Source organism: Achromobacter xylosoxidans, assembly GCF_001457475.1.
Classification (GTDB): domain Bacteria; phylum Pseudomonadota; class Gammaproteobacteria; order Burkholderiales; family Burkholderiaceae_B; genus Achromobacter; species Achromobacter xylosoxidans.
This window is the reverse complement of sequence record NZ_LN831029.1, coordinates 2554294-2575218: the sequence shown is the minus strand read 5'-3', so window position 1 is coordinate 2575218 and position 20925 is coordinate 2554294. Positions and strand designations below refer to the sequence as shown.

The 20925-nt window shown below is 67.0% G+C and carries 19 protein-coding genes and 1 tRNA gene; 8 read left to right on the top strand and 12 right to left on the bottom strand.

What is annotated here, in order from left to right; all coding sequences use genetic code 11:
- Nucleotides 1-150: 150 nt before the first annotated feature.
- The gene (gene speG / locus AT699_RS11625) at nucleotides 151-735 is read right to left on the bottom strand and encodes a spermidine N1-acetyltransferase (protein ID WP_006386394.1); all 585 of its coding nucleotides are present in this window, start codon (nucleotides 733-735) and stop codon (nucleotides 151-153) included.
- 226 nt (nucleotides 736-961) lie between these two features.
- Nucleotides 962-1900, bottom strand: a complete 939-nt coding sequence (locus AT699_RS11620; RefSeq protein WP_373862798.1) for a LysR family transcriptional regulator — start codon at nucleotides 1898-1900, stop codon at nucleotides 962-964.
- A gap of 194 nt (nucleotides 1901-2094) precedes the next feature.
- Here AT699_RS11620 and AT699_RS11615 point away from each other — a divergent pair, with 194 nt between their 5' ends.
- Together AT699_RS11615 and AT699_RS11610 are read left to right on the top strand one after the other, a co-directional pair.
- A complete protein-coding gene (locus AT699_RS11615) occupies nucleotides 2095-3396 on the top strand; it encodes an MFS transporter (protein WP_024068580.1) in 1302 nt (433 codons plus the stop codon).
- Nucleotides 3397-3414: 18 nt separating this feature from the next.
- Entirely contained in the window at nucleotides 3415-4908 is a 1494-nt protein-coding gene (locus tag AT699_RS11610; RefSeq protein WP_006386397.1) for a M81 family metallopeptidase, read from the top strand.
- A gap of 52 nt (nucleotides 4909-4960) precedes the next feature.
- On the opposite strand, the gene AT699_RS11605 is transcribed toward AT699_RS11610, so the two are convergent.
- Entirely contained in the window at nucleotides 4961-5665 is a 705-nt protein-coding gene (locus tag AT699_RS11605; protein ID WP_006386398.1) for a riboflavin synthase, read from the bottom strand.
- 110 nt (nucleotides 5666-5775) lie between these two features.
- Nucleotides 5776-7209 carry an aldehyde dehydrogenase family protein gene (locus AT699_RS11600; protein WP_006386399.1) on the bottom strand — a complete coding sequence of 478 codons (1434 nt, stop codon included), beginning with the start codon at nucleotides 7207-7209 and terminating at the stop codon, nucleotides 5776-5778.
- A 329-nt stretch (nucleotides 7210-7538) separates the two neighbouring features.
- On the opposite strand from AT699_RS11600, the gene AT699_RS11595 reads away from it, so the two are divergent.
- From AT699_RS11595 to AT699_RS11580, 4 genes are all read left to right on the top strand, one after another.
- Entirely contained in the window at nucleotides 7539-8342 is an 804-nt protein-coding gene (locus AT699_RS11595; protein WP_020927258.1) for a FadR/GntR family transcriptional regulator, read from the top strand.
- Between the two features lie 106 nt (nucleotides 8343-8448).
- Nucleotides 8449-9225 (top strand): 3-oxoacyl-ACP reductase, encoded by a 777-nt coding sequence (locus tag AT699_RS11590; protein ID WP_024068578.1) that lies wholly within the window; start codon nucleotides 8449-8451, stop codon nucleotides 9223-9225.
- A 164-nt stretch (nucleotides 9226-9389) separates the two neighbouring features.
- A complete protein-coding gene (xth, locus tag AT699_RS11585) occupies nucleotides 9390-10172 on the top strand; it encodes an exodeoxyribonuclease III (RefSeq protein WP_006386403.1) in 783 nt (260 codons plus the stop codon).
- A 70-nt stretch (nucleotides 10173-10242) separates the two neighbouring features.
- Nucleotides 10243-10318 (top strand) — tRNA-Ala (locus AT699_RS11580).
- Nucleotides 10319-10608: 290 nt separating this feature from the next.
- Here the strand turns inward: AT699_RS11580 and AT699_RS31485 are convergent.
- The 3 genes from AT699_RS31485 to AT699_RS11565 form a co-directional block, all read right to left on the bottom strand.
- A complete protein-coding gene (locus AT699_RS31485) occupies nucleotides 10609-11256 on the bottom strand; it encodes a hypothetical protein (RefSeq protein ID WP_131727222.1) in 648 nt (215 codons plus the stop codon).
- Between the two features lie 296 nt (nucleotides 11257-11552).
- Nucleotides 11553-12260, bottom strand: coding sequence for a metallophosphoesterase (locus AT699_RS30925; protein WP_081247827.1), 708 nt, complete (start codon nucleotides 12258-12260; stop codon nucleotides 11553-11555).
- 685 nt (nucleotides 12261-12945) lie between these two features.
- Complete coding sequence (locus AT699_RS11565; RefSeq protein WP_024068576.1) at nucleotides 12946-13770, bottom strand: lysozyme inhibitor LprI family protein; 825 nt, start codon at nucleotides 13768-13770, stop codon at nucleotides 12946-12948.
- Between the two features lie 196 nt (nucleotides 13771-13966).
- Here AT699_RS11565 and AT699_RS11560 point away from each other — a divergent pair, with 196 nt between their 5' ends.
- Nucleotides 13967-14650 carry a YoaK family protein gene (locus AT699_RS11560; RefSeq protein ID WP_024068575.1) on the top strand — a complete coding sequence of 228 codons (684 nt, stop codon included), beginning with the start codon at nucleotides 13967-13969 and terminating at the stop codon, nucleotides 14648-14650.
- On the opposite strand, the gene AT699_RS11555 is transcribed toward AT699_RS11560, so the two are convergent.
- The 3 genes from AT699_RS11555 to AT699_RS11545 are packed head-to-tail and all read right to left on the bottom strand — an operon-like array spanning nucleotide 14638 to nucleotide 16584.
- Entirely contained in the window at nucleotides 14638-14841 is a 204-nt protein-coding gene (locus tag AT699_RS11555) for a hypothetical protein (RefSeq protein ID WP_024068574.1), read from the bottom strand. The two genes, AT699_RS11560 and AT699_RS11555, sit on opposite strands and share 13 nt — an antisense overlap.
- Entirely contained in the window at nucleotides 14838-15902 is a 1065-nt protein-coding gene (locus AT699_RS11550; protein WP_006386413.1) for an Lnb N-terminal periplasmic domain-containing protein, read from the bottom strand. Before AT699_RS11550 ends, AT699_RS11555 begins: the two co-directional genes overlap by 4 nt.
- The gene (locus AT699_RS11545; protein WP_006386414.1) at nucleotides 15886-16584 is read right to left on the bottom strand and encodes a MarC family NAAT transporter; all 699 of its coding nucleotides are present in this window, start codon (nucleotides 16582-16584) and stop codon (nucleotides 15886-15888) included. The genes AT699_RS11550 and AT699_RS11545 overlap by 17 nt, the downstream gene beginning before the upstream one ends.
- 183 nt (nucleotides 16585-16767) lie before the next feature.
- Between AT699_RS11545 and AT699_RS11540 the strand changes: the two genes are divergently transcribed.
- Nucleotides 16768-18159: a lysozyme inhibitor LprI family protein gene (locus tag AT699_RS11540; RefSeq protein WP_024068573.1), complete on the top strand. Its 1392-nt coding sequence runs from the start codon at nucleotides 16768-16770 to the stop codon at nucleotides 18157-18159.
- Between the two features lie 7 nt (nucleotides 18160-18166).
- On the opposite strand, the gene AT699_RS11535 is transcribed toward AT699_RS11540, so the two are convergent.
- Both AT699_RS11535 and AT699_RS11530 read right to left on the bottom strand, forming a co-directional pair.
- Complete coding sequence (locus AT699_RS11535) at nucleotides 18167-19555, bottom strand: amidase (protein ID WP_024068572.1); 1389 nt, start codon at nucleotides 19553-19555, stop codon at nucleotides 18167-18169.
- The gene (locus AT699_RS11530) at nucleotides 19552-20892 is read right to left on the bottom strand and encodes an MFS transporter (RefSeq protein WP_006386417.1); all 1341 of its coding nucleotides are present in this window, start codon (nucleotides 20890-20892) and stop codon (nucleotides 19552-19554) included. The genes AT699_RS11535 and AT699_RS11530 overlap by 4 nt, the downstream gene beginning before the upstream one ends.
- Nucleotides 20893-20925: the final 33 nt, after the last annotated feature.

Below are 20925 nucleotides of genomic sequence, written 5' to 3'. Positions count from 1 at the left end.
CGCCCCGGCAGGAATCTCCTGCCGGGGCGTTTTTCCACATCGGCGCGGCGTCGCGCTTGCGCGCCGTCCGATCGTTCAAGGCGCACTGCCCGGGAAGGCGGCCGGGGCCGCCTCGATCATGCGGGAATGCAACGCCGATCGCGCCGCGCGTCAGCCCGTCTGTTCTTCCTGCGGCCAGTCGCGCAGCACCGGCGCGTCCGGCGCGCCCGGCCCGACTTCGCGCAGGTGATCGTGCTGCAGCAGCGCCATGCGGTAGGCGTCGCGGTAGGCGCCGTTGGAAAAGAACTCTTCCTTGAGCAGCCCTTCGATCTGGAAGCCGCAGCGCTCGTAGATGTGCACGGCGGCGCTGTTGTCCTTGTCCACCACCAGGTAGACCTTGTGCAGGTTCAGCACGCGGAAGGCGTAGCCCACCGCGATGCGGGTGGCGGCCTTGGCGTAGCCGCGGCCCTGGTAGCTGGGCGCGATGATGATCTGGAATTCGGCGCGGCGGTGGATGTAGTCGATTTCCACCAGTTCCACCAGGCCGGCCGGCTGGCCGGTGTCGTGCTCGATGATGAAGCGCCGCTCGTTCTGGTCGTGCAAGTGGCGGTCATAGAGGGCAACCAGTTCGTCGTAGGCCTCGTAAGGCTCTTCGAACCAATAACGCATGATGACGTCGTTATTGTTGATCTTGTGGACGAAGTGCAGGTCGCCGCGCTCCAGGGGGCGTATTTTGATATCGGATATTACCGACATAGAAACCTCCGAAAGTGCCGCCATTGTAGCTGACATCGCCCTGAAAAGCCCATTGCATGGAGATTTCACTAGAAGAATGGCTTGTTTATTGACCTACAGCAGAAAAATGGCTGAAAAAGCGCATGAATACTGGAACTTTCAATATTCACGCGCCGCCATCCGTAACGAAATCCACCCACAGCCCCGGCCGGGCATTGCCCCCCTACCCTCGGCACACATGCCGCCACTACAGCGCCGAGAATGCCGGCAGGCGCTGCTCGATGCGGCGCACCACTTCGTTGGCGGCCGATGACAGCGGCCGCCCCAGGCGCAGCAGCATCTGGCATTCGGGCGCGCTCAGGATCGGATGCGCGATCGGCAGCGCCACCAGTTCGCCGCTGGCCAGTTCGTGGTGCACGCCCAGGTTCGGCATCAGCGTCACCCCGGCGCCGCTGATGGCGTACTGCTTGAGCACCCGCAGCGAATTGGTGGTCAGGCTCGGCGTCAGGTGGATGCGTTCGGTGAACTCCAGCAGGTCGACCGCCTGGCGCAACCCGTAAGGCGCGGACATCAGCGCGAACGGATACGGCAGGATGTCGGCAATGGTGAGCGGGGCGCGATGACGCGCCAGCGCATGGCCGGGCACCGCCAGCAGGCAGACCGGATGCTTGCGGCTGGCGCGGCAGCGCAGCCGCGGATCGACCGGCGGGTTGTAGGCCAGGCCGATGTGCGCGGCATCCGTGGCCACCGCCTCGACCACCTCGTTGACCGAGCCGACGTTGACGCTGACGTTGATGCGCGGGTGTTCGATGCAGAACGGCCCGACCACGTGCTCCATCAGGCTGTCGATGAAGCCTTCGCTGATCATCAGATGGACGTTGCCGCGCCGCATGCCGCGCAGTTCCTGCAGGCGCGTGTTCAGGTGTTCCTGCTGCGCGCGGCAGGCGCGGTGGTATTCCAGCAGCATGTCGGCGGCCTCGGTCGGCGTCAGGCCGCGCGCGCGCCGTTCGAACAGCGCCACGCCCAGTTCCTTTTCCAGCAACTGGATCTGGCGGCTGATGACCGAGGGCGCGGTGCCGAGCTTGTCGGCGGCGCCGCGGATCGAGCCACAGGCCACGACCTCGTTGAAGTATTTCAGCCGCGTCTGGCTGATTTCGGCCATCGCTCCCCCTGTATGTTTTGTCATGGACGCCCAGACGCCGGGCAGCATGGCCGCGGCGTCGCTTTTCCGTTGCCCTGAAGGCAACGATAATTTATCACCCAGGTCATTGTTTCGAACACTGCGTGCTCGCAATATGGACGCCGCGCGGACCCGCCCCGGGAACCGCCGCCATCCCAACCACCGCGGCGGGCGCAGACCCGCCCGCGAGGAGACACGCAATGCCCAATCAGGCCACGCCAGGCGCCGATCCGCGCCTGGCTCCGCTCTATCGCAAGATCACCTGGCGGCTGCTGCCGTTCCTGCTGCTCTGTTATGTGTTCGCCTACCTGGACCGCATCAACATCGGCTTCGCCAAGCTGCAGATGCAACAGGACATCGGCATCTCGGACGCCGTCTACGGCCTGGGCGCAGGCATCTTCTTTCTCGGTTACGTGATGTTCGAGGTGCCCAGCAACCTGCTGCTGACGCGCATCGGCGCGCGCCGCACCATCAGCCGCATCATGGTGCTGTGGGGCCTGACCTCGGCCTCGATGCTGTTCGTGCAGGGCGAATGGAGCTTCTACGTCCTGCGCTTCATGTTGGGCGTGTTCGAGGCCGGCTTCGCCCCCGGCATGATCTTCTACCTGACCTACTGGTATTCGCAGTCGCGCATGGCCGGCGTCATGGCGGTGGTGATGCTGGCCGGCCCGATCGGCGGCATCGTCGGCGGCCCGGTCTCCGCCTGGATCATGACGGCCTTCTCCGGCGCGCATGGCCTGGACGGCTGGCAATGGATGTTCCTGCTGGAAGGCCTGCCCTGCGTGCTGCTGGGCGTCATCGCCTTCCGCTACCTGGACGACAAGCCGGCCGAGGCGCGCTGGTTGAGCGCCGAGGAAAAGGCGCTGCTGGCCGCCGACCTGGACAGCCGCGGCGCGCACAAGAAGCACGCCTTCGCCCAGGTGCTGCGCGACCCGGCCATCTACGGCATGGCGCTGACCTACTTCTGCCTGATCTGCGGCATCTATGCCGTCAGCTTCTGGCTGCCGACGCTGCTGAAGCTGGCCGGGGTGCAGGACACCATGCAGATCGGCCTGTACTCGGCGATCCCCTACGTGGCGGCGGCGGTCTTCATGCTGTGGTTCGCGCGCAGCTCCGACCGCCTGCGCGAACGCCGCTGGCACACGCTGGTGCCCGCCCTGCTGGCCGGCGTGGCGTTGTGCGTCGCCACCGCGGCGCCGACGCAATTCGCGCTATCCCTGACGGCCATCACGCTGGCCACCGGCTTCATGTGGGCGGCCTACACGGTATTCTGGGCGATTCCGTCGCAGTACCTGCAAGGGGAAGCCGCGGCGGGCGGCATCGCGCTGATCAACAGCATCGGCTTGCTGGGCGGCTTTCTCAGCCCGTCCATCATCGGCTGGGTCAAGGAATCCACCGGCAGCCTGGCCGGCGGCCTGTACGCGATCTCCGCCCTGCTGGTGGCCGGCGCCCTGCTGCTGCTGGTGAACCGTCCTGCCCAATCCGCGCCCGCGCGCGCCTGACGCTCAAAGGAATCGATCATGCATATTCTGGTGGCTGGCTTCCAGCACGAGACCAATACCTTCGCGCCGTCCAAGGCGGCCTACGAGAACTTCGTGCGCGGCGAGGGCTTTCCCGCCATGGTGCGCGGCGAGGACATGCTGGCGCTGCGCGAGGTCAACATCCCCGCCGGCGGCTTCATCAACGCCGCGCTGGCGCAGGGCCACACCGTGCGCACGGTGATCTGGGCCGGCGCCAGCCCGTCGGCCCACGTCACCCGCGACGCCTACGAACGCATCGCCGGCGAGATCGTCGACGCGGCGCGCGCCGGCGGCTTCGATGCCATCTACCTGGACCTGCACGGCGCCATGGTGGCCGAGCACCTGGACGACGGCGAAGGCGAGCTGCTGGCGCGGGTGCGCGCCCTGGTCGGCCCCGGCGTGCCGGTGGTCGGCAGCCTGGACCTGCACGCCAACGTCACCGCGCGGATGCTGCGCGAGGCCGATGGCCTGGCCGCCTTCCGCACCTATCCGCACGTGGACATGGCGGTGACCGGCGAGCACGCCGCGCGCCTGCTGGCCGCGCGCGTCGCGGCCGGCGACAAGTGGGTGCGCGCCGAACGCCGCCTGCCCTTCCTGATCCCCATCAACGGCATGTGCACGATGCTGCAGCCGTCGCAGGGCGTGTACGAGGAACTGGAACGCCTGGAACGGACGCCGGGCGTGGCCTCGATCTCGTTCGCGCCGGGCTTTCCGGCGGCGGACTTTCCCGAATGCGGCCCGGTGGTGTGGGCCTACGGCACCGACGCCGACGCGGTCGAACGCGTGACCGAAGCGCTTTACCAGCGCGTGTTGGAACTGGAACCGCAATGGTCGCCCGACTTCCTGGCGCCGGCCGACGCGGTCAAGCGGGCCCAGGCGCTGGCGGCCGGCGCCTCGCGCCCCGTGGTCATCGCCGACACCCAGGACAACCCGGGCGCGGGCGGCGACGCCAACACCACCGGCATGCTGCGCGCGCTGGTCGAGGCCGACGCGCAGAACGCCGCGCTGGGCCTGTTCTACGATCCCGAGGCCGTGCGCCAGGCGACCGCCGCCGGCATCGGCGGCAAGGTGAAGCTGCGCCTGGGCGGCCAGTCCGGCGTGGCCGGCGACGCGCCGTTCGAGGGCGAATTCGTGGTCGAGACGCTGTCGCCGGGCAAGCTGCGCTTCGATGGCCCGATGATGAACGGCATGGACGTGGACCTGGAAGCGGTGGCCGGGCTGCGCCTGGGCGGCGTGCGCGTGGTGGTCAGCGCCACCAAGTCGCAGATGCTGGACCGCAACCTGTTCCGCGTCGGCGGCGTGCAGCCCGAGGAGATGGCGATCCTGGTGGTGAAAAGCTCGGTGCACTTCCGCGCCGACTTCCAGCCGATCGCGCATGAGGTGCTGGTGGCCAAGGCCCCGGGCCCGATGCAGGCCGATCCCGCCGACCTGCCCTGGACCCGGCTGCAACCGGGCATCCGCATCAAGCCGCTGGGGCCGGCATTCGCGGCTTGAATTCGCAGCCTGGTCTTGAACGGAACGCGGATGGAAGGCGGACGGCCGCGTCCTACTTGAGCTTGCCCTGCGGGCTGACGAAATCTTCCAGCGTCAGCCCTTTTTCCTTGAGGATGGCTTCCAGCAGCGGCTGCAGCTTGCCCAGGCTTTCCTGGACGGTCTCGCGCACCGTGTCCACCACCACCTGGGTGCTGCGCTCGATCTCGATGTTGACGTGGTCGCCCACCTGCTTGTCCTCGAACACCGTCATGCGGCGGGTCTCGGGGATCAGCCAGACTTCGAACCAGCCCTCGGCGCGGTTCACCTCGGACACGGTCAGGCTGGCGCCGTTGATGGCGATGTAGCCCTTGGCGAACACGTACTTGCGGAACGCCTCGGGGATGCTGAAGCGCATCAGGCGATTGGTGTCCGACGACTTCACCATCACCACTTCCGAGGTGAAATCGACGTGGCCGGACAGCGGATGGCCGCCGATCTCGGCGCCATCCCTGGCGGCGCGCTCGACGTTGGCGCGGTCGCCTTCCTGGTAGCTGCCCAGCGTGGTAATCGCCAGGCTTTGCAGCATGACGTCGAAGGTGGCGTGGTTGGCGTCGAGGATTTCGGTGACCGTCAGGCAGACGCCGTCGGTCGAGACGCTGGCGCCAATCGCCAGGTCCTTGCAGAAGCCGTCGGGAAACGCCAGCGTAAACGTGCGCAGGCCTTCGCGGTCCGCGATGTTCGCGATCTTCGCGGTGCCTTGGACAATACCGGTGAACATGCTGATCCTGGATACGGGGCGTGGTGCCCCTGGCAAAACATCAAAGGTAACCGATATTTTGCCACCGGGCGCCCGCCCCTGCCGGGGCGTCACGCCCGGCCGCCGCCGGATCAGTGGCGGATGGCGATGGTCTTCAGGGTGGTGAAGCCATACAGCGCCTCGAAGCCCTTTTCACGGCCGTAGCCCGACTGGCGCGAACCGCCGAACGGCAGTTCCACGCCGCCGCCGGCGCCGTAGTTGTTGACGAACACCTGGCCGGCGCGCAGCTTGCGCGCCAGGCGCAGCTGGCGGCCGCCGTCGCGAGTCCAGACGCCGGCCACCAGGCCGTAGAGCGTGCCATTGGCGATCTCCAGCGCCTCTTCCTCGGTGTCGAACACCATGGCGGCCAGCACCGGGCCGAACACCTCTTCCTGCGCCAGGCGGCTCTTGGGCGGCACGTCGCGGAACAGCACCGGCGGCTGGTAGAAGCCGCTGTCGGGCGCGCCGTCCTTGAGCTGGCCGCGCGCCGCGACCTTCAGGCCCTCGGCTTCGGCCTCGGCCAGGAAACCGCGCACGCGGTCGTGCTGGCGGGCGCTGATCAGGGGGCCGACGTCCAGGTCCTGCGCGGCGGGGCCGGTGACGGTGGCCGCGAACGCCTCGCCCAGGCGCGCCAGCACTTTCTCGTAGACGCCGCGCTGGATCAGCACACGGCTGCCGGCCGAGCAGGTCTGGCCCGCGTTCTGGATGATGGCGGCCAGCAGCACCGGCATGGCGGCGTCCAGGTCGGCGTCGTCGAACACGATCTGCGGCGACTTGCCGCCCAGCTCCAGCGTCACCGGCACGTGGTTCTCGGCGGCGGCGTGCGCCACCATCTTGCCGGTCTGCGGCGAGCCGGTGAACGAGATGTGGTCGATGCCGGGATGCGCCGACAGCGCCGCGCCGGCCTCGTGGCCATAGCCCGTGCAGATGTTCAGCGCGCCGGCGGGCAGGCCCACCTCGGCGGCGATCTCGGCCAGCTTGAGCAGCGACAGGCAGGCGTCCTCGGCCGGCTTGACCACGCAGGCGTTGCCCGCGGCCAGCGCCGCGCCGACGCTGCGGCCGAAGATCTGCAGCGGGTAGTTCCAGGGCACGATGTGGCCGGTCACGCCATGCGCTTCGCGCACGGTCAGCACGGTGAAGCCCGGGGTGTAGGGAATGGTCTCGCCGTGCAGCTTGTCGACCGCGCCGGCATAGAACTCGAAATAGCGCGCCACGGCGGCGGCGTCGGCGCGGGCCTGCTTGATCGGCTTGCCGGTGTCGGCGGACTCCAGCTGCGCCAGCTCTTCCTGGCGGTCGAGCAGCGCGAAGGCGATGCGCATCAGCAGGCGGCTGCGGGCGGCCGGGGCCATCTGCCCCCACTCGCCCTCGAAGGCCTGGCGCGCGGCCGCCACGGCGCGATCCACGTCCGCCTCGCCCGAGCGCGCGATGGCCTCGAACACCTTGCCATCGGACGGGTTCAGCACGGGGATGGTTTCGCCGCTGGCGGCGGGCACCCATTGATTGGCGATAAAGTTCTTCTGAGTCACGGTGTGCGGAGTAAAGTAGCGGCCGGTTGGCCGGTTGCGGAACGCGCGGATGCGGGGGTCTCCTGGCGCGCCCGGTGCAGCCGGATCGCGCCACCCGGGCGTCGATGGCGCGCGGTGTGGTTATAGGGATTCGTCCAAGGTAAGGGAGCGCCTCGCAACTTGTCAATTGAATTGACAGCTTTTATCCCAAGCTTCAGGATATTTTGATGCCGACTCGGGTTATCCCTAGGGTCCCAAGCCATGCCGCCATGCACTCCAACGCCGGCAGCCGTTTTCCGATTTGTCATGACCATTAACAAACCCGGCCTTCGCGCCATGGGAGCAAGGCAATGAGCAAGGTGCGCGATCCGCAACTGGACAAGCTGCTCACCGCCGCCAGCCGGCCGCGGCCCGAGCTGGACGTCCTGGCCGAAGTGGCCTCGGGCCTGGGCTACGTGCGCGCCGAACGCTTCGCCGAGCGGGTCTACGAAAGCCTGTTCTACGCCATCGCCACCGGCAAGATCGCGCCCGGAGCCAAGCTGCCGACCGAACTGGAACTGGCCGCGCTGTTCGAAGTATCGCGGCCGGTGGTGCGCCAGGCGCTGGACCGCTTGCGCGAAGACCAGCTGGTCGAGTCGATGCGCGGTTCGGGCAGCTACGTGCGGGCCAAGCCCGACCTGATGGGCGGCATGCCCGCGGTCGACCCGGCGCGCCGCGTCGGCCACATCCTGGAGGGCCTGGAACTGCGCATGGTGATCGAACCGGAATGCGCCTATCTGGCCGCCCTGCGCCGCACCGACGACGACCTGGCCGAAATGGACCGCATGCTGGCCGGCTACGAGGCCGCCGATGCGGCCGGCGCCATCGCCCACCACCACGACTACGGTTTTCACCGCGCCATCGCGGCGGCCACCGGCAACCAGCGTTTCGTGCAGGTGCTCAAATCGCTGGAGTACGACGTCAGCCATGCCGTCAACGTGATGCGCCACCTGGTGCACAGCGAACCCTGGAAGCGCACCCGCGCCGCCATCGACGAGCACCGCCAGATCTATCGGCTGATCCGCGAACAGGACGCCGAGGGCGCCCGCAACATCATGCGCGCCCACATCGAGAAGGCCCGCAGCCGCATGCTCAACAGCGGCTCGGAACAGTGAACCACCCTTCTTGCGACGTCGCGCCGGGATAGCCGCCCGGCGCCGGCCCTTTCCGCTTCACCCTGTCCATCCGATTCATCGCCCGTTTTCCTGCCTGATCACCGCCATGCCCAGCACCGCCCTCCCCCTGGACCAGCAACTCGTCATCGTCACCGGCGCCAGCCGCGGCCTGGGCGCGGCCATCGCGCGCGCCTTCCTGCGCGAAGGCGCGCGGGTCGTCGTCAACTACCTGAACAGCGAAGCCGCGGCGCGCGAACTGGCGGCCACCGCCCCGGACCGCGCCCTGGCCGCGCGGGCCGACGTGCGCGACGCCGACGCGGTGGCCGCCATGGTGGCGCGCGCCAGCGAGCACTTCGGTCTGCCGGTCGGCACGGTAGTCAACAACGCCCTGCCCGCCTTCCGCTTCGACGGCGACGCCCGCCCGCATGCCGACACGCTCGACTGGGCCCGCATGAACGCGCAGTTCGAAGGCAGCGTGCGCGCCGCCCTCAACACCACCCAGGCCGCGCTGCCGTCGATGCGCGCGGCCGGCGGCGGCCGCATCATCAACGTCGGCACCAACCTGGTCCAGAATCCGGTGGTGCCGTACCACGACTACACCGCCGCCAAGGCTGCCCTGCTGGCCTTCACGCGCACGCTGTCGCACGAACTGGGCGCCGACGGCATCACCGTCAACATGGTGTCCGGCGGCCTGCTGCGCACCACCGACGCCTCGGCCGCCACGCCCGACGAGGTGTTCGACCTGATCGCCGCCGGCACGCCGCTGCGCGAAGTGACCACGCCGGAACAGTTCGCCGACGCGGTGCTGTTCTTCGCCAGCCCGTGGTCGCGCGCGGTGACGGGGCAGAATTTGATAGTGGATGGCGGATTGGTGAAGGGGTGATGCCGGAGCCGCGCGGCGCGCGCGCCGGGCACGGTATCATCTGGCCCAGATAACGGCGCTTTCCCGGATCGGATTTCGATGGGACGCCGCCACGCGCCGTCCGCCAGCGCGACGCCATGCGTCCGGCACGGCCAGCCACAACAATATTCGGGCAGACACGCAACATGAAACTCGCCACCTGGAACGTCAACTCCCTCAACGTGCGCCTGCCCCAGGTGCTGGACTGGCTGGCCGCCAATCCCGTCGACGTGCTCTGCATCCAGGAACTGAAGCTGACCGACGACAAGTTCCCCGAGGCCGCCTTCAAAGAGGCCGGCTACCACGCGGTCTGGGCCGGCCAGAAGACCTACAACGGCGTTGCCATCGTGTCGCGCGTGCCGGGCACGTCCATGGTGCGCAACCTGCCCACCTACGAAGACCCGCAGCAGCGCGTGCTGGCCCTGACCTTCCCCAGCGCGGACGGCGACGTGCGCGTGGTCTGCGCCTATTGCCCCAATGGCCAATCGGTCGGCTCGGACAAGTACGCCTACAAGCTCGAATGGTTTGCCGCCATGCGCGCCTGGCTGGCCGACGAGATCAAGCAGTACCCCCGCCTGGCGGTGCTGGGCGACTACAACGTCGCCCCGGCCGACGAGGACGTGCACAACCCCGAGAAATGGGAAGGCCAGGTGTTGGTCTCCGAGCCCGAGCGCCAGGCGCTGCGCGACCTGATCGATCTGGGCCTGGCCGACTCGTTCCGCCTGTTCGAGCAGCCCGAGAAGTCGTTTTCGTGGTGGGATTACCGGCAGTTCGCGTTCCGCCGCAACGCCGGCCTGCGCATCGACCACATCCTGCTGTCGCCGCCGCTGGTCAAGCGCTGCACCGCCTGCGTCATCGACAAGGAACCGCGCCGCAACGAGCAGCCTTCCGACCACGCGCCGGTGGTGGCCACGCTGACGTTCGATTGAGCCAAAAATCTTGCGCACCGGCTTGCACGGCGCGCGGAAATTCCTGTATAGTTGCGCTCTTGCTTGATTTGGGGCGGTAGCTCAGCTGGGAGAGCGTCGCGTTCGCAATGCGAAGGTCGGGAGTTCGATCCTCCTCCGCTCCACCAAAATTCCAGATGAAAAAGCCTTGGAAACACAATGTGTTCCAAGGCTTTTTTGTTTCTACAGGCTTGATTTATTGGCTTCGCGGCTAATGCCGCCGCCGCGGCACAAGTCCGCCCGGTGATTTTCGGTAGCTAATGGGAAATCAGCGTATGCACCCAAGTACGGAAAAAATTGGCTCGCGAGTGGGACAGATTTGGGACAAGCCTTACCCGGCTCAGCACACGAAGTTAGCCTTTGGGACATCAGACTATGTAGCTGCCCCGCCTGCCGAAACTTCAATACGATTCGAGAGTCAACGGTTCAGGTCTCGCTTCTTGGCCCTGACAATGTTGATGTAGTCCATACGTCTGCTCTCATCCACAAACTGATCCGACGAAATTTTCTGGTAGACAACTTCAAACCGCGTTCCCACCAAATCTTCGAGGCGTCCTACTAAGCCTGCCAGTTCTGTAAGAGATGCATGTTGAAGGTCACCAAGATCATTCTCCACAATGCACGCAACAGGAGTAGCTCCGGCCTCGCGTTGGATAAGCTCCCGGACGACAACGAACTGCTTACCTTCCACCGGCGCGGCCAACTGCGCTCCCTGGAACTCAGAAGGGAAAAAATTCCCATCCTCATCAAACATACCGAACAACCATTCTCGGCCGCCGTACTGCATATCTCTCACGCTCTTCTTGTCATTAAAACGCTGGACCAAACTTCGCAGTCCTTCATTCAGCTGGGCTCCGGTGCTAGCCTCTACAATTTTTAGGAGTTCTTGCTGAAATTCATTTGCATGCTCGAATTTTATGTCTACCAGAGGACCCAACACATAGGGGCGGTTCCAGTCATCTGATTGGAGAACCGAGGAAGATGGGTACATCCCAAAACAAGCACTGAGATAAATAACAAGATTAGGAGGCAAAACACGAAAGTAGTCTTTGTAGTCCCAGAACATGATTTGAGCGCCGTCACCTGACTCAATATCGGTACCCGTTCGAGGTATGCCGTGGCCGCTAATGATTAGTATTTTCGGGTCCTGATCGTCGAGACGGTGCAAATTCTCAATTGCGCACGATAGAACACGACGGAATTCATCACTATTAGCATACGTGGCTTGGTACACAATCCAATTAGGTGGGACTGCCTTACTAGCCAAATACCTTTTATTTGTCGTCAAGTCTGACTGTTCAATAATTGCACATGAGATCACTACTGCAACTCCAAATTCTGATTAGCGTGTTCTGAACACACTCAGGAACGACGCAGCCAAGGTTTGAGGGTATGTAGATCCAGCAACGTGAACCTTCCACCATCTTGCCATCCACCAGTATCGATGTAGTAGACATTGCCGAGCTGTGCTGGTTTGCGCAGCGTCATATGGCCATGGACAACCGCCCGAACATTGCGAACAGGCTGGGCATATTGCAGTCGATATCGGTCTATGAACCACAGGCATGCATCCTCGTCCTCTGGACTGAAGGTAGCGCCGTGGATAGCTTGCCAGTCGTCATAAGGAAAGTCGGCATGTACCAGACCGACAACACCGCCCGGCGTTTCGACCTCAATTGCCAACGGCAAGGCGTTCAAGCACGCACCGATACGTGCTTGGGTATCGCTATCGCATGCATCCAACCACTCACCACCATGGAGGCGATGATCGACCTGGGGAACCGGGTTGTTCATCGCCCGCCGCCAAGTCATGAGATCGTGATTCCCACAAATGGCATGAAACCACGGGCGCTCCAACCACGCTAATACATCGGCGGACTCTGGCCCGCGATCAACAAGGTCCCCGACGGCGAACAATCGATCATGGTCGGGTGAAAACTTGGCGGCGGCCAGTGCGGCATCGAGCCGACCGAAATGGCCATGGATATCACCCACCGCAAAGTCGCGACCCGTCGCATTCAAATGAAAACGCTGGACCCGTGCATTACCGGGCCTCGTGCCTGATTCCATGTAGTGTCCTGCTGCTCATTCTGCGCGACCCTCATGATACTTGGCTATTAACGGTAGAGTGACTTATGATCCGGGACATTGAGCTTCGGCTCGATATCTTCGAGGTTGTCAGCCTCGAATGTGATCCAGAATGAGTGGGAGACCAGGATGGTGTGCGTCCTGGCGCTTTCCGGACAGGCGAATTTTTCGCCCTGCTGTCTAGAGCATTTATAGTGGGTGTCCCAAGAAAGCAAATCTGCCGCGTATTCAACCGCTCAGGGATCACTGGACGCTAACGCGGCAGTTGAGCCACCCCAAAGGTGAGATAGGGGAACGGCAAAAGTGAACATGCGACACAGCGCCGGGGTAGCGTCCGGCAAAGAGCTTCAGGGTGTAGGGGCAAGCGAGTGACTCTACTGAACCCTGTCGGTGACGCGACAGACCACCCTTAGGCTCCCGAAATCAGGCCCAGTCTTGCGGGCGTTGCCAGGAAGTGCTGTTTCCTCCAACGCCTTACAGAGCCTCACCGCAACTCGCGTATTGGCGTCGTCCTCCAAGACGACTGCCCTTTACGCCCGAGGTGCGGAAATGGCCGTTTTCCCCGTCAACACGCTTGACTTCCTTAGCAAGAGCTCCCCCCCGACTCTGACTGTTGAACAGGTCAGCCAGACGCGCGTTGGTCGCAGCACGCCTCGCCCGCCGGGATCTACGTCAGGTCCCGTGCCAGTCCCCACTGCAAGCGCAATTTCTTGATTTCCCAGACGCGCTGTGCGCTGCGCTCGGCCACGCAGCGGGCCTGTGCCTGCTCATCGGCCGAGCCCTGGTCCCGCGCCGTGCCACACTGGGACTCGGTTTTCTTCAACCATTCCCGCTGCGCCCGGCGCAACGCGTCGGCGTCTTCGGCGCGCAGGGCCGGCGAGGCCAGCGTGCGCCGATAAAGCTGGTTCAGGCGATCGTCGTAGTACTGCCGGAGAAAGGAGTAAGGCTGGTCGGGATCCAGTTCGCCCGGGAGCCGGCTGAGGTCGAAAAACTCGCCCTGGTTGCCGTTGTAGAAGCCGTTGTAGCCGACAGTGACCTGGAAGAAATGGCCGCCTGGCTGCGCCGGCGTATTGCCTACCGGCGTGGTGCGCCAGCGCAACAGCAGATAGTCGGTATTGCCCAGTTGGACCAGCACCTGGGAACGCAGGTCGGATATCTGCAGATGGCTGTCGCGCAGGACAGCCGCGTAGCAAGGCTCCTCGGTATTGATGTCCTGCGGCACCGGCCCGGGGCAGGCGCCGGACTGCACCATGCCGTCGGCCGCCTGCGATTCGTCCAGATCGATGGAGATGACGCCCAGCAGCGCGGCCGCCTGATCGCCATCGCGGGCCATGTCGAGCAGGTCGACGACCAGGGTGGCCTCGGCGCGCGCGGCGCTGGCAGGAACGAGGGCCAACAGGACGGCGAGCAGCATCGCACGCGCGTTGCCAGCCTGGCTGCCGCGCCCGGCCAGCGCAAGCGAGCCACGGAGATCAGCGGCGGGAAAGGACATATCGACGGCTTCCTTGGAGGGCGACGCGCCTGCCAGAGGCGCAATGATGGGTGGCCGCTATCTTATCGCGGTCCCGTCGAGGGTTTGCCGTGCCTGCGAACTGCGATACAACGTTAGGCGCCGCCGGAGCCATTCAATCCGTTCCGCGCCGTTCGCGCCGGGTCTCCCGGCCTTCAACCGCATCAAGGGATCAACCATGCCCGCCCCCGCCACACCGCTCGACGAACGCCTGCCGCTGCTCCTGAGCCTGAACGCGGGCTATGTCGACACCCTTGGATTCATCGCGCTGCACGGCCTGTTTTCGGCGCACGTGACCGGCAACTTCGTCACCATCGGCTACGCGCTCGGCAACGGCGCCTCGGGCGCCTGGACCAAGCTGGCGGCCCTGCCGATGTTCTGCCTGGGCGTGTTCCTGGCGCGGCTTTATGGGCAGGCACGACGCGACGCGGGCAAGCCGGCGTTCATGCGGCTGCTCACGGCCAAGACGCTGCTGCTGTGCGTGGCCGCGGCGCTGGCCCTGGCGCTGGGGCCGTTTGCCCCGGGCGACAGCTGGGGACTGTTCGCCACCGGCATGACGCTGGTGCTGGCGATGTCGATCCAGAACGCGGTGCATCGGGTGCACCTGGGCGCGGCCCCGCCCTCGACGCTGATGACGGGCACCACCACGCAGATCATGCTGGACCTGGCCGACGCCGCGCGCGGCCAGGCCGACGAGGCGGCCAGGCGCCGCATGGGACGCATGGGACGGGCGGTGCTGGCGTTCGCGATCGGTTGCGGCGCGGCCGCGCTGCTGCACGTGTCGATCGGGCTGTGGGCCTTCGCGCTGCCGCCGCTGGTGTCGCTGGCGGGACAGGCGCTGGCGCGCCCCTACCCCGGCTGACGCGCCTGGCTGGCGCGCCGGGCCCGGGCGCCCTTGCCCTGGGGCCGCGGATCGCGTGGCGTCTGGCCGGCCCGCCGGCCGCGCAAGCGGCGGGCAATGGCGTCATAGAGCCGCACGCCGGGCGTGCGCATCAGCAGGAACACCAGTACGCCCAGCAGCAGGGCCAGCCATACGGCGCGCAGCGAGATCATGGCGCTCCCCCCGCCGGTTCGGCGCGCAGGTGACGGCGGATCGACCGCGAGAAACCGATCGAATCCTCGCCCAGGATCGGCGGAATGCCGACGAAGCCGCGCTCGCGCAGCGTCTGCAGTGGCAGCCGGGTATCGAGTCCGCCTTGCTCATAAAGGTATTCGGGCAGGTAGCCCGACAACAGGATGCGGTAGTCCAGCGGCAGGCCGGGCACGATGGCCCGCACCATGCGGTAGACCAGCGTGGTGCAGTTGGCGGTGACCGTGTGGTAGAAGCGCGGCGTGTCCGCCAGCTCGTTGGCGGTGCGCACGTACGACAGGAATAGTTCGCGCATGGCATCGACCGGCATTTGCACCGGGTAGATGTAGACATTCTCGGCGCGCGGACCGGCGCGCACGTAGAGCACGTCGCGCTCGTCGGCGGCAACCACGCTCAACTCGAACTTCTTGAAGAAGCCGCCCAGCTCCGAGAATTGTTCGCCGCGCTCCTTGCGGATCTCGACCGAGAACACCACGTGACGGCCATCGGCGAAACCGAACGAGACCAGGGTGTGGGCGATGGCGGGGCCGTCCCAGTACGACAGCACCATGTCGACCGACCGCAGGTCGTTCAGGTCGTAGACCCGGGTTTCCCAACGCTGCGTGTAATCGCTGTCCGAGCGCCACTTGAAGTCACGCACATTGTCCAGCGTGACGATGCTGCCCGCGACATTGCCGCGCAGGGTGCGGGCCACGTCGTCGGCCCAGACGCGGTCGTTGGAGGGCGCGATGCCTTGCCACCAGGCCGCCAGCGCGATCACGGCCAACAGGTAGGCCCACAACGCGGGCCGGCGGCGCAAGCGACCGACGCCATGCCACAGCCGTAGCAAGGCATACAGCCCCAGCGCGACCCAGGCCAGCATCAGCACCGCCTTGGCCCAGACGGCCCCCGGCCCCTGATACCAGAACGCCAGGCAGGCCCACCCGATGGAGAACAGCATCAGCAGGCTGAGCGCGGCCCGGCCCAGCAGCCGCAGGCCGCGCCGGGCCCAGCCGGCGCGGGTGGCGTCAGGCACCGGCGCCATGCTGGCTCACGATTTCCAGCACGCCGTTGATGACGAACTGCACGCCCATGCACACCAGCAGGAAACCCATGATGCGCGAGATGGCCTCGACCCCGCCGTTGCCGATCAGGGCGACGATGCGGCCGGCCGAACGCAGGCAGATCCAGAACAAAAGGCCCAGCAGCGAAAAGACGATGACCGGCGTGACGGCGATGGTCCACGCGGGATACTGGCTGGCGGTCTCGCCGCCGACGGTCGAAGCCGCGCTGATGATCATGGCGATGGTGCCCGGCCCCGCCGTGCCCGGCAGCGCCAATGGCACGAAAGCGATGTTGGGCACCTGGCGGTGAATCGCGACATCGGCGGCGACGTCGGCCTCGCGCTCGTCACTGGCGGCGCTGGCCGCCGACGGAAACAGCATGGTGAAACCGATGCTGACCACGATCAGTCCGCCGGCGATGCGCAGGCCCGGGATCGAGATGCCGAACGTGGCCATGATCCAGGCGCCGGCGTAGTACGTGACCAGCATGATGCCCACCACATAGCAGGCGGCCTGCCGGATCTGGCGTTCGCGCTCCTTGTAGGGAATGTGCTGTCCCAGGGACAGCAGCATGGTCATGGAGGTCAGGGGATTGGCCAGCGGCAGCATGAGCGCCAGGCCCAGGCTGACCAGCTTGCCCAATTGAACCAGATCATCAATCATCGCGGCGAAGGAGAAAACGGCGGGTCGGGAGGGACGAGCAACGCGCGCGTCCGGCGTCATCGACCGCGCTACACCGCACAGTGTAATGTAAGCAAAGGCAAACATCCGTATTTACCGGGTGGCGCGGTCCGGTACCATGCTGCCCGGGTGGCCGCCGGCCACGATCCCTAGAGGAATTGCGCCGTGACCGTCCTTCGCCCGCGCGGCTGGCTTGCCGCCCTGCCCCTGCTGTTCGCCCTGGCCGCCGCGCCCGCCGTGGCCGGCATGGATTGCGCGCGGGCGCGCACGCCCACCGAGAAGACGCTGTGCGCCGATGCCGCGCTGTACCGGCTCGACGATGAGCTCGGCGCCGCCTATGCCAGGTTGCGCGCCGCCCAGCAGCCCGGGCAGAACGAGGCGCTGCGCCAGGCGCAACGCGGCTGGCTCAAGCAGCGCGACGCCTGCGGCAGCGATGCCGAATGCCTGCGCCAGCGCTACGACACCCGCCTGGCGCAACTGCAGGCGCAGCAGTCCCGCGCGCTGGCCTATCGCCCCGACGACATCGATCGCCTGGCGCTGGAAGACCTGCGCCAGGCGATCGAGGCCGCGCGCCAGTCGAATCCGGAATTTGCCGTGGAAACCGTGCTGGCGGCGCGCTCGCTCAAGGCCGAGGCCAGCGCCATCCACAACGAACGCGCGGCGGACGGCGACGGCCCGGCGCGCCTGCCCGCCGCCCGCCCGGCGGGTGTCACCGAGGACGAATGGGCCGCCGTGCTGGCGTCGGACCTGGAATCCGACGCCGAAGAAGGGTCCGTCTCCTACCTGCTGCTGGACCTGGACGGCGACGGCCGCCGCGACCTGGTGCTAGACAGCTACATCGGCGGCACCGGGCTGTTCTCGGAGGTCAGCGCCCTGCGCCGCGACGGCGACCGCTTCCTGCCGGCCGACCTGAGCGGCGCGCCGGACGCCGGCGCCTCGCTCTATACGATCAATGGCCGCGGCGCCAACCAGTCGGGCGACTGGATCCGGCTGCGCGACCGCGTCTACGCCGTCTACCGCGTCGGCGCCTACGGCGAAGACCGGCTCCATCTGCTGCGGCCGCTGCGCCGGGTGGGCGAGGTGCCGACGCTGACGGTGCGCTACCGCTACGAACTGTCGGTGCCGCGCCAGCAGAAGAACAGCGACAAGGGCACGGTCAGGACATTGGACGAGACGCTGCACGCGGCATTGACGCGCGCCGTGGCCGCCGTGCCCGCCGACCGCGCCTGGGGCGACGCGCCAAGCCGCAAGCCGCTGTGTCCCGTGCCGGCCGGCACCGCCCAGGACGAAAGCGGCGCCTACTTCGGCTTCGGGCCGGGCCACTACAGCTACGAGACCGTCGCCGACGTGACGGTGCAGGCGGGCCCGCGCTGCTACGTGGGCCGGGTGGTGGACTGGTTCGGCGACTACAGCGCCAAGTCGGGACTGTCGGCGCAGATCTGGATCCGCGACCCCGCGCCCGGAGACCGGCAGGAATCCTTCGACCTGCACGGCAGGCGCCGCGCCGTCGGCGTCGAAGCCGGCATCGGCCCCGTGGTCGGCGACAACGGCGCGTAGCCCGCGGTCAGCCCCCCGGCCGGCGCCAGTGCCGCGCCGCCAGCGCCAGCAGGCGCGCGTCGGCGCCTTCGGCGGCCACCAGTTGCAACGCCACCGGCATGCCGTCGACAAAGCCGGCCGGCAAGGCGATGGCCGGCAGCCCCAGCAGGTTCCACGGATTGGTCAGGCCCAGCAGCGTCTCGCGCACGGCGGCGCTGCCGGGGCCGGCCACGCTGCGCTGCTGCAGCGCCGGCGCGGTGATCGCCACCGCCGGCAACGCCAGCACGTCGACCCGCTCGAAGATGCCCGCGAACACGCCGCGCAACCGCTCGCGGGTGTTGCGCGCGCGGACGTATTCCCAGCCCTGCACCGGACGTGAGGCGCGCAGGCGCTCCAGCACTTCGGGATCGAACTTGCCGGGTTCGTCCTCGACCCGCTCGGCGTGCACTTCATAGGCTTCCGAACGCTGGATGGCGCCCAGCGCCGCCTGCAAAGCGCGAGCGTGGCGCGTGACCTCGGCGCCGTCCACCAACACGCCGCCGAAGCCTTCGGCGAGCGCGCGGGCGCGGGCCGTGACGGCCGCATCCTCGATGGCGAACGGCGCGTTCGGCACCCACATCATGCGCGGCGCGGCCAGCCCGGGATCGGCCGCCTCGGCATAGGCGCCAATCGCGCCGCCGGACAACGCCTGCATGAAGACCTGCGCATCCTCGACGCTGTTGGCCAGCACGCCGGCATCCTCGATGCTGGGCGCCAGCGGGAACACGCCGCGGGCCGACACGCGGCCATGGGTCGGCTTGAAACCGACCACGCCGCACAGCGCGGCGGGCACGCGCACCGAGCCGCCGGTGTCGGTGCCCAGCGCCACCGGCACCATGCCCGCGGCCACCGCGGCGCCGCTGCCGGCGCTGGAGCCGCCCGTGATCTGGCTGGTGCGCCACGGATTGCGCGCCGCGCCCTGGACGCTGCGGTCGCCGGTGGGGCCGTAGGCGAATTCATGCGTGAGGGTCTTGCCGATGACGATGGCGCCCGCCGCGCGCAACAGCGCCACGCAGTCGGCGTCGGCCGCGGGCCGGTGCCCAAGGAAGTGCGCCGCGCCCATGGTGGTGGGCATGTCGCCGGTATCGACGTTGTCCTTGATGGCGACGGGGATGCCGTGCAGCGGCCCGCGCACCTGGCCGCGGGCCCGCTCGGCGTCCAGCGCGCGGGCGGCGGCCAGGGCGGCGTCGGCGTCCACGTGCACGAAGGCGTTCAGTTGCGGGTTCAGGCGCTCGATGGCCGCCGCCGCGTGGCGCACCAGCGCTTCGGCGTCGAGCGCGCCCTGGCGCATGGCGTCCTGCAGTTCGGCCACGGTGCGGCCGGCGAAAAAGCCGGGTTCGACGGCCAGCGCCGGAACGGGGTTGGATTGCGGATTCATCGCGTGGCTCCCTGGTAGTTGGCGGGCAGGCGCGGGCCGACGCCCGGACGCACCTGCAACATGGCGATCATGCCGACCGCCGTGGCGACCGAGGCGGCCACGAACATGACCGAATAGCCGTGGCGCGCCGCCAGGTAACCGGTCAGGGTCGGCGCCAGGATCGAGGCGATGTTGGCGAAGAAGTGCATCAGGCCGCTGAAAGTGCCGACGCGGCTGGCGGGCGCGGTATCGATCACCACGGCCCAGTAGACCGAGTTGGGCATGGCGTTGAGCGCGTTGGCCAGCGTCATCAGCGCGATCACGGCGAACACCGACTGCGCCTGTGACACCAGCAGGAAGCACAGCGTGGTGGCCAGCAGGCAGCCGGCGGCGAACCAGCTGCGGGCGATCTTCAGGTTGCCGGTGCGCCTGGCCAGCATATCGGAGATGCGGCCGCCCAGCAGCACCGTGACGCAGGCGCCGGTCCAGGGAATCATGCCCATGTACCAGAGCGAGGACAGGCTGTAGCCGAAGGTGTCCTGCAGGTACTTGGGAGTCCAGGTCAGCAGCAGGAAGTTGACGTAGTTGAACGAGAAATAGCCCAGGGTGTTCAGCACCAGCGTCTTGCTGCGAAAGAAGCTCCACCACGGCAGCGCCGGCGCGTCGCCGCCCTGCCCGGCCGCCGCCTGCTCGGCGCGCGCCGCCTGGATCTCGCGCAGTTCGGCCGGGGACACGCGCGGGTTGGTGTCGGGCCGGTCGGTGAAGATGCGCATGAACAGCACCAGCACGAGCAGGCCGGCCGCGCCCAGGATGTAGAACATGGCGCGCCAGCTGCCGGTCAGGCTCAAGAGGCCCACCGCCACGGGCGCGGTCAGCAGCGCGCCCAGCGGCGTGCTGAGCAGGCCGAAGCCGACCACGAAGCCGCGTTCGCGCGGCGTGGCCCAGTTGGCGATGGTCTTGTTGATGATGGAGTACGCCGGCCCCTCGGCCGCGCCGAACAGGATGCGGATGGTGGCAAAGCCGGCCAGCGCCGAGCCGCCCAGGAAGGCCAGGCCGAAGTCGCCGGCCCAGGCGGTGGCGATCTCGAAGATCGACCAGGTCACGCCGGCCACGATCCAGACCTTGCGCGGGCCGTAGCGGTCGGCCAGCATGCCGCCGAACAGCGCGCCGACCATGTAGCCATAGCCGAAGTAGCCCAGCACGGCGCCCCAGTCGCCGCGATCCAGACCATATTCGCCGGTGATGTGCGCGGCGGCGTAGGACATGGCGCCGCGGTCGATGTAGTTGATCAGTGCCAGCAGCACGACCATGGTGAAAATTCGGTAACGGAACCGCGAGTTCCGGGATTCAAGTGTCATTGCGATCAATCCAGTCGATTTACCCAAACGTTT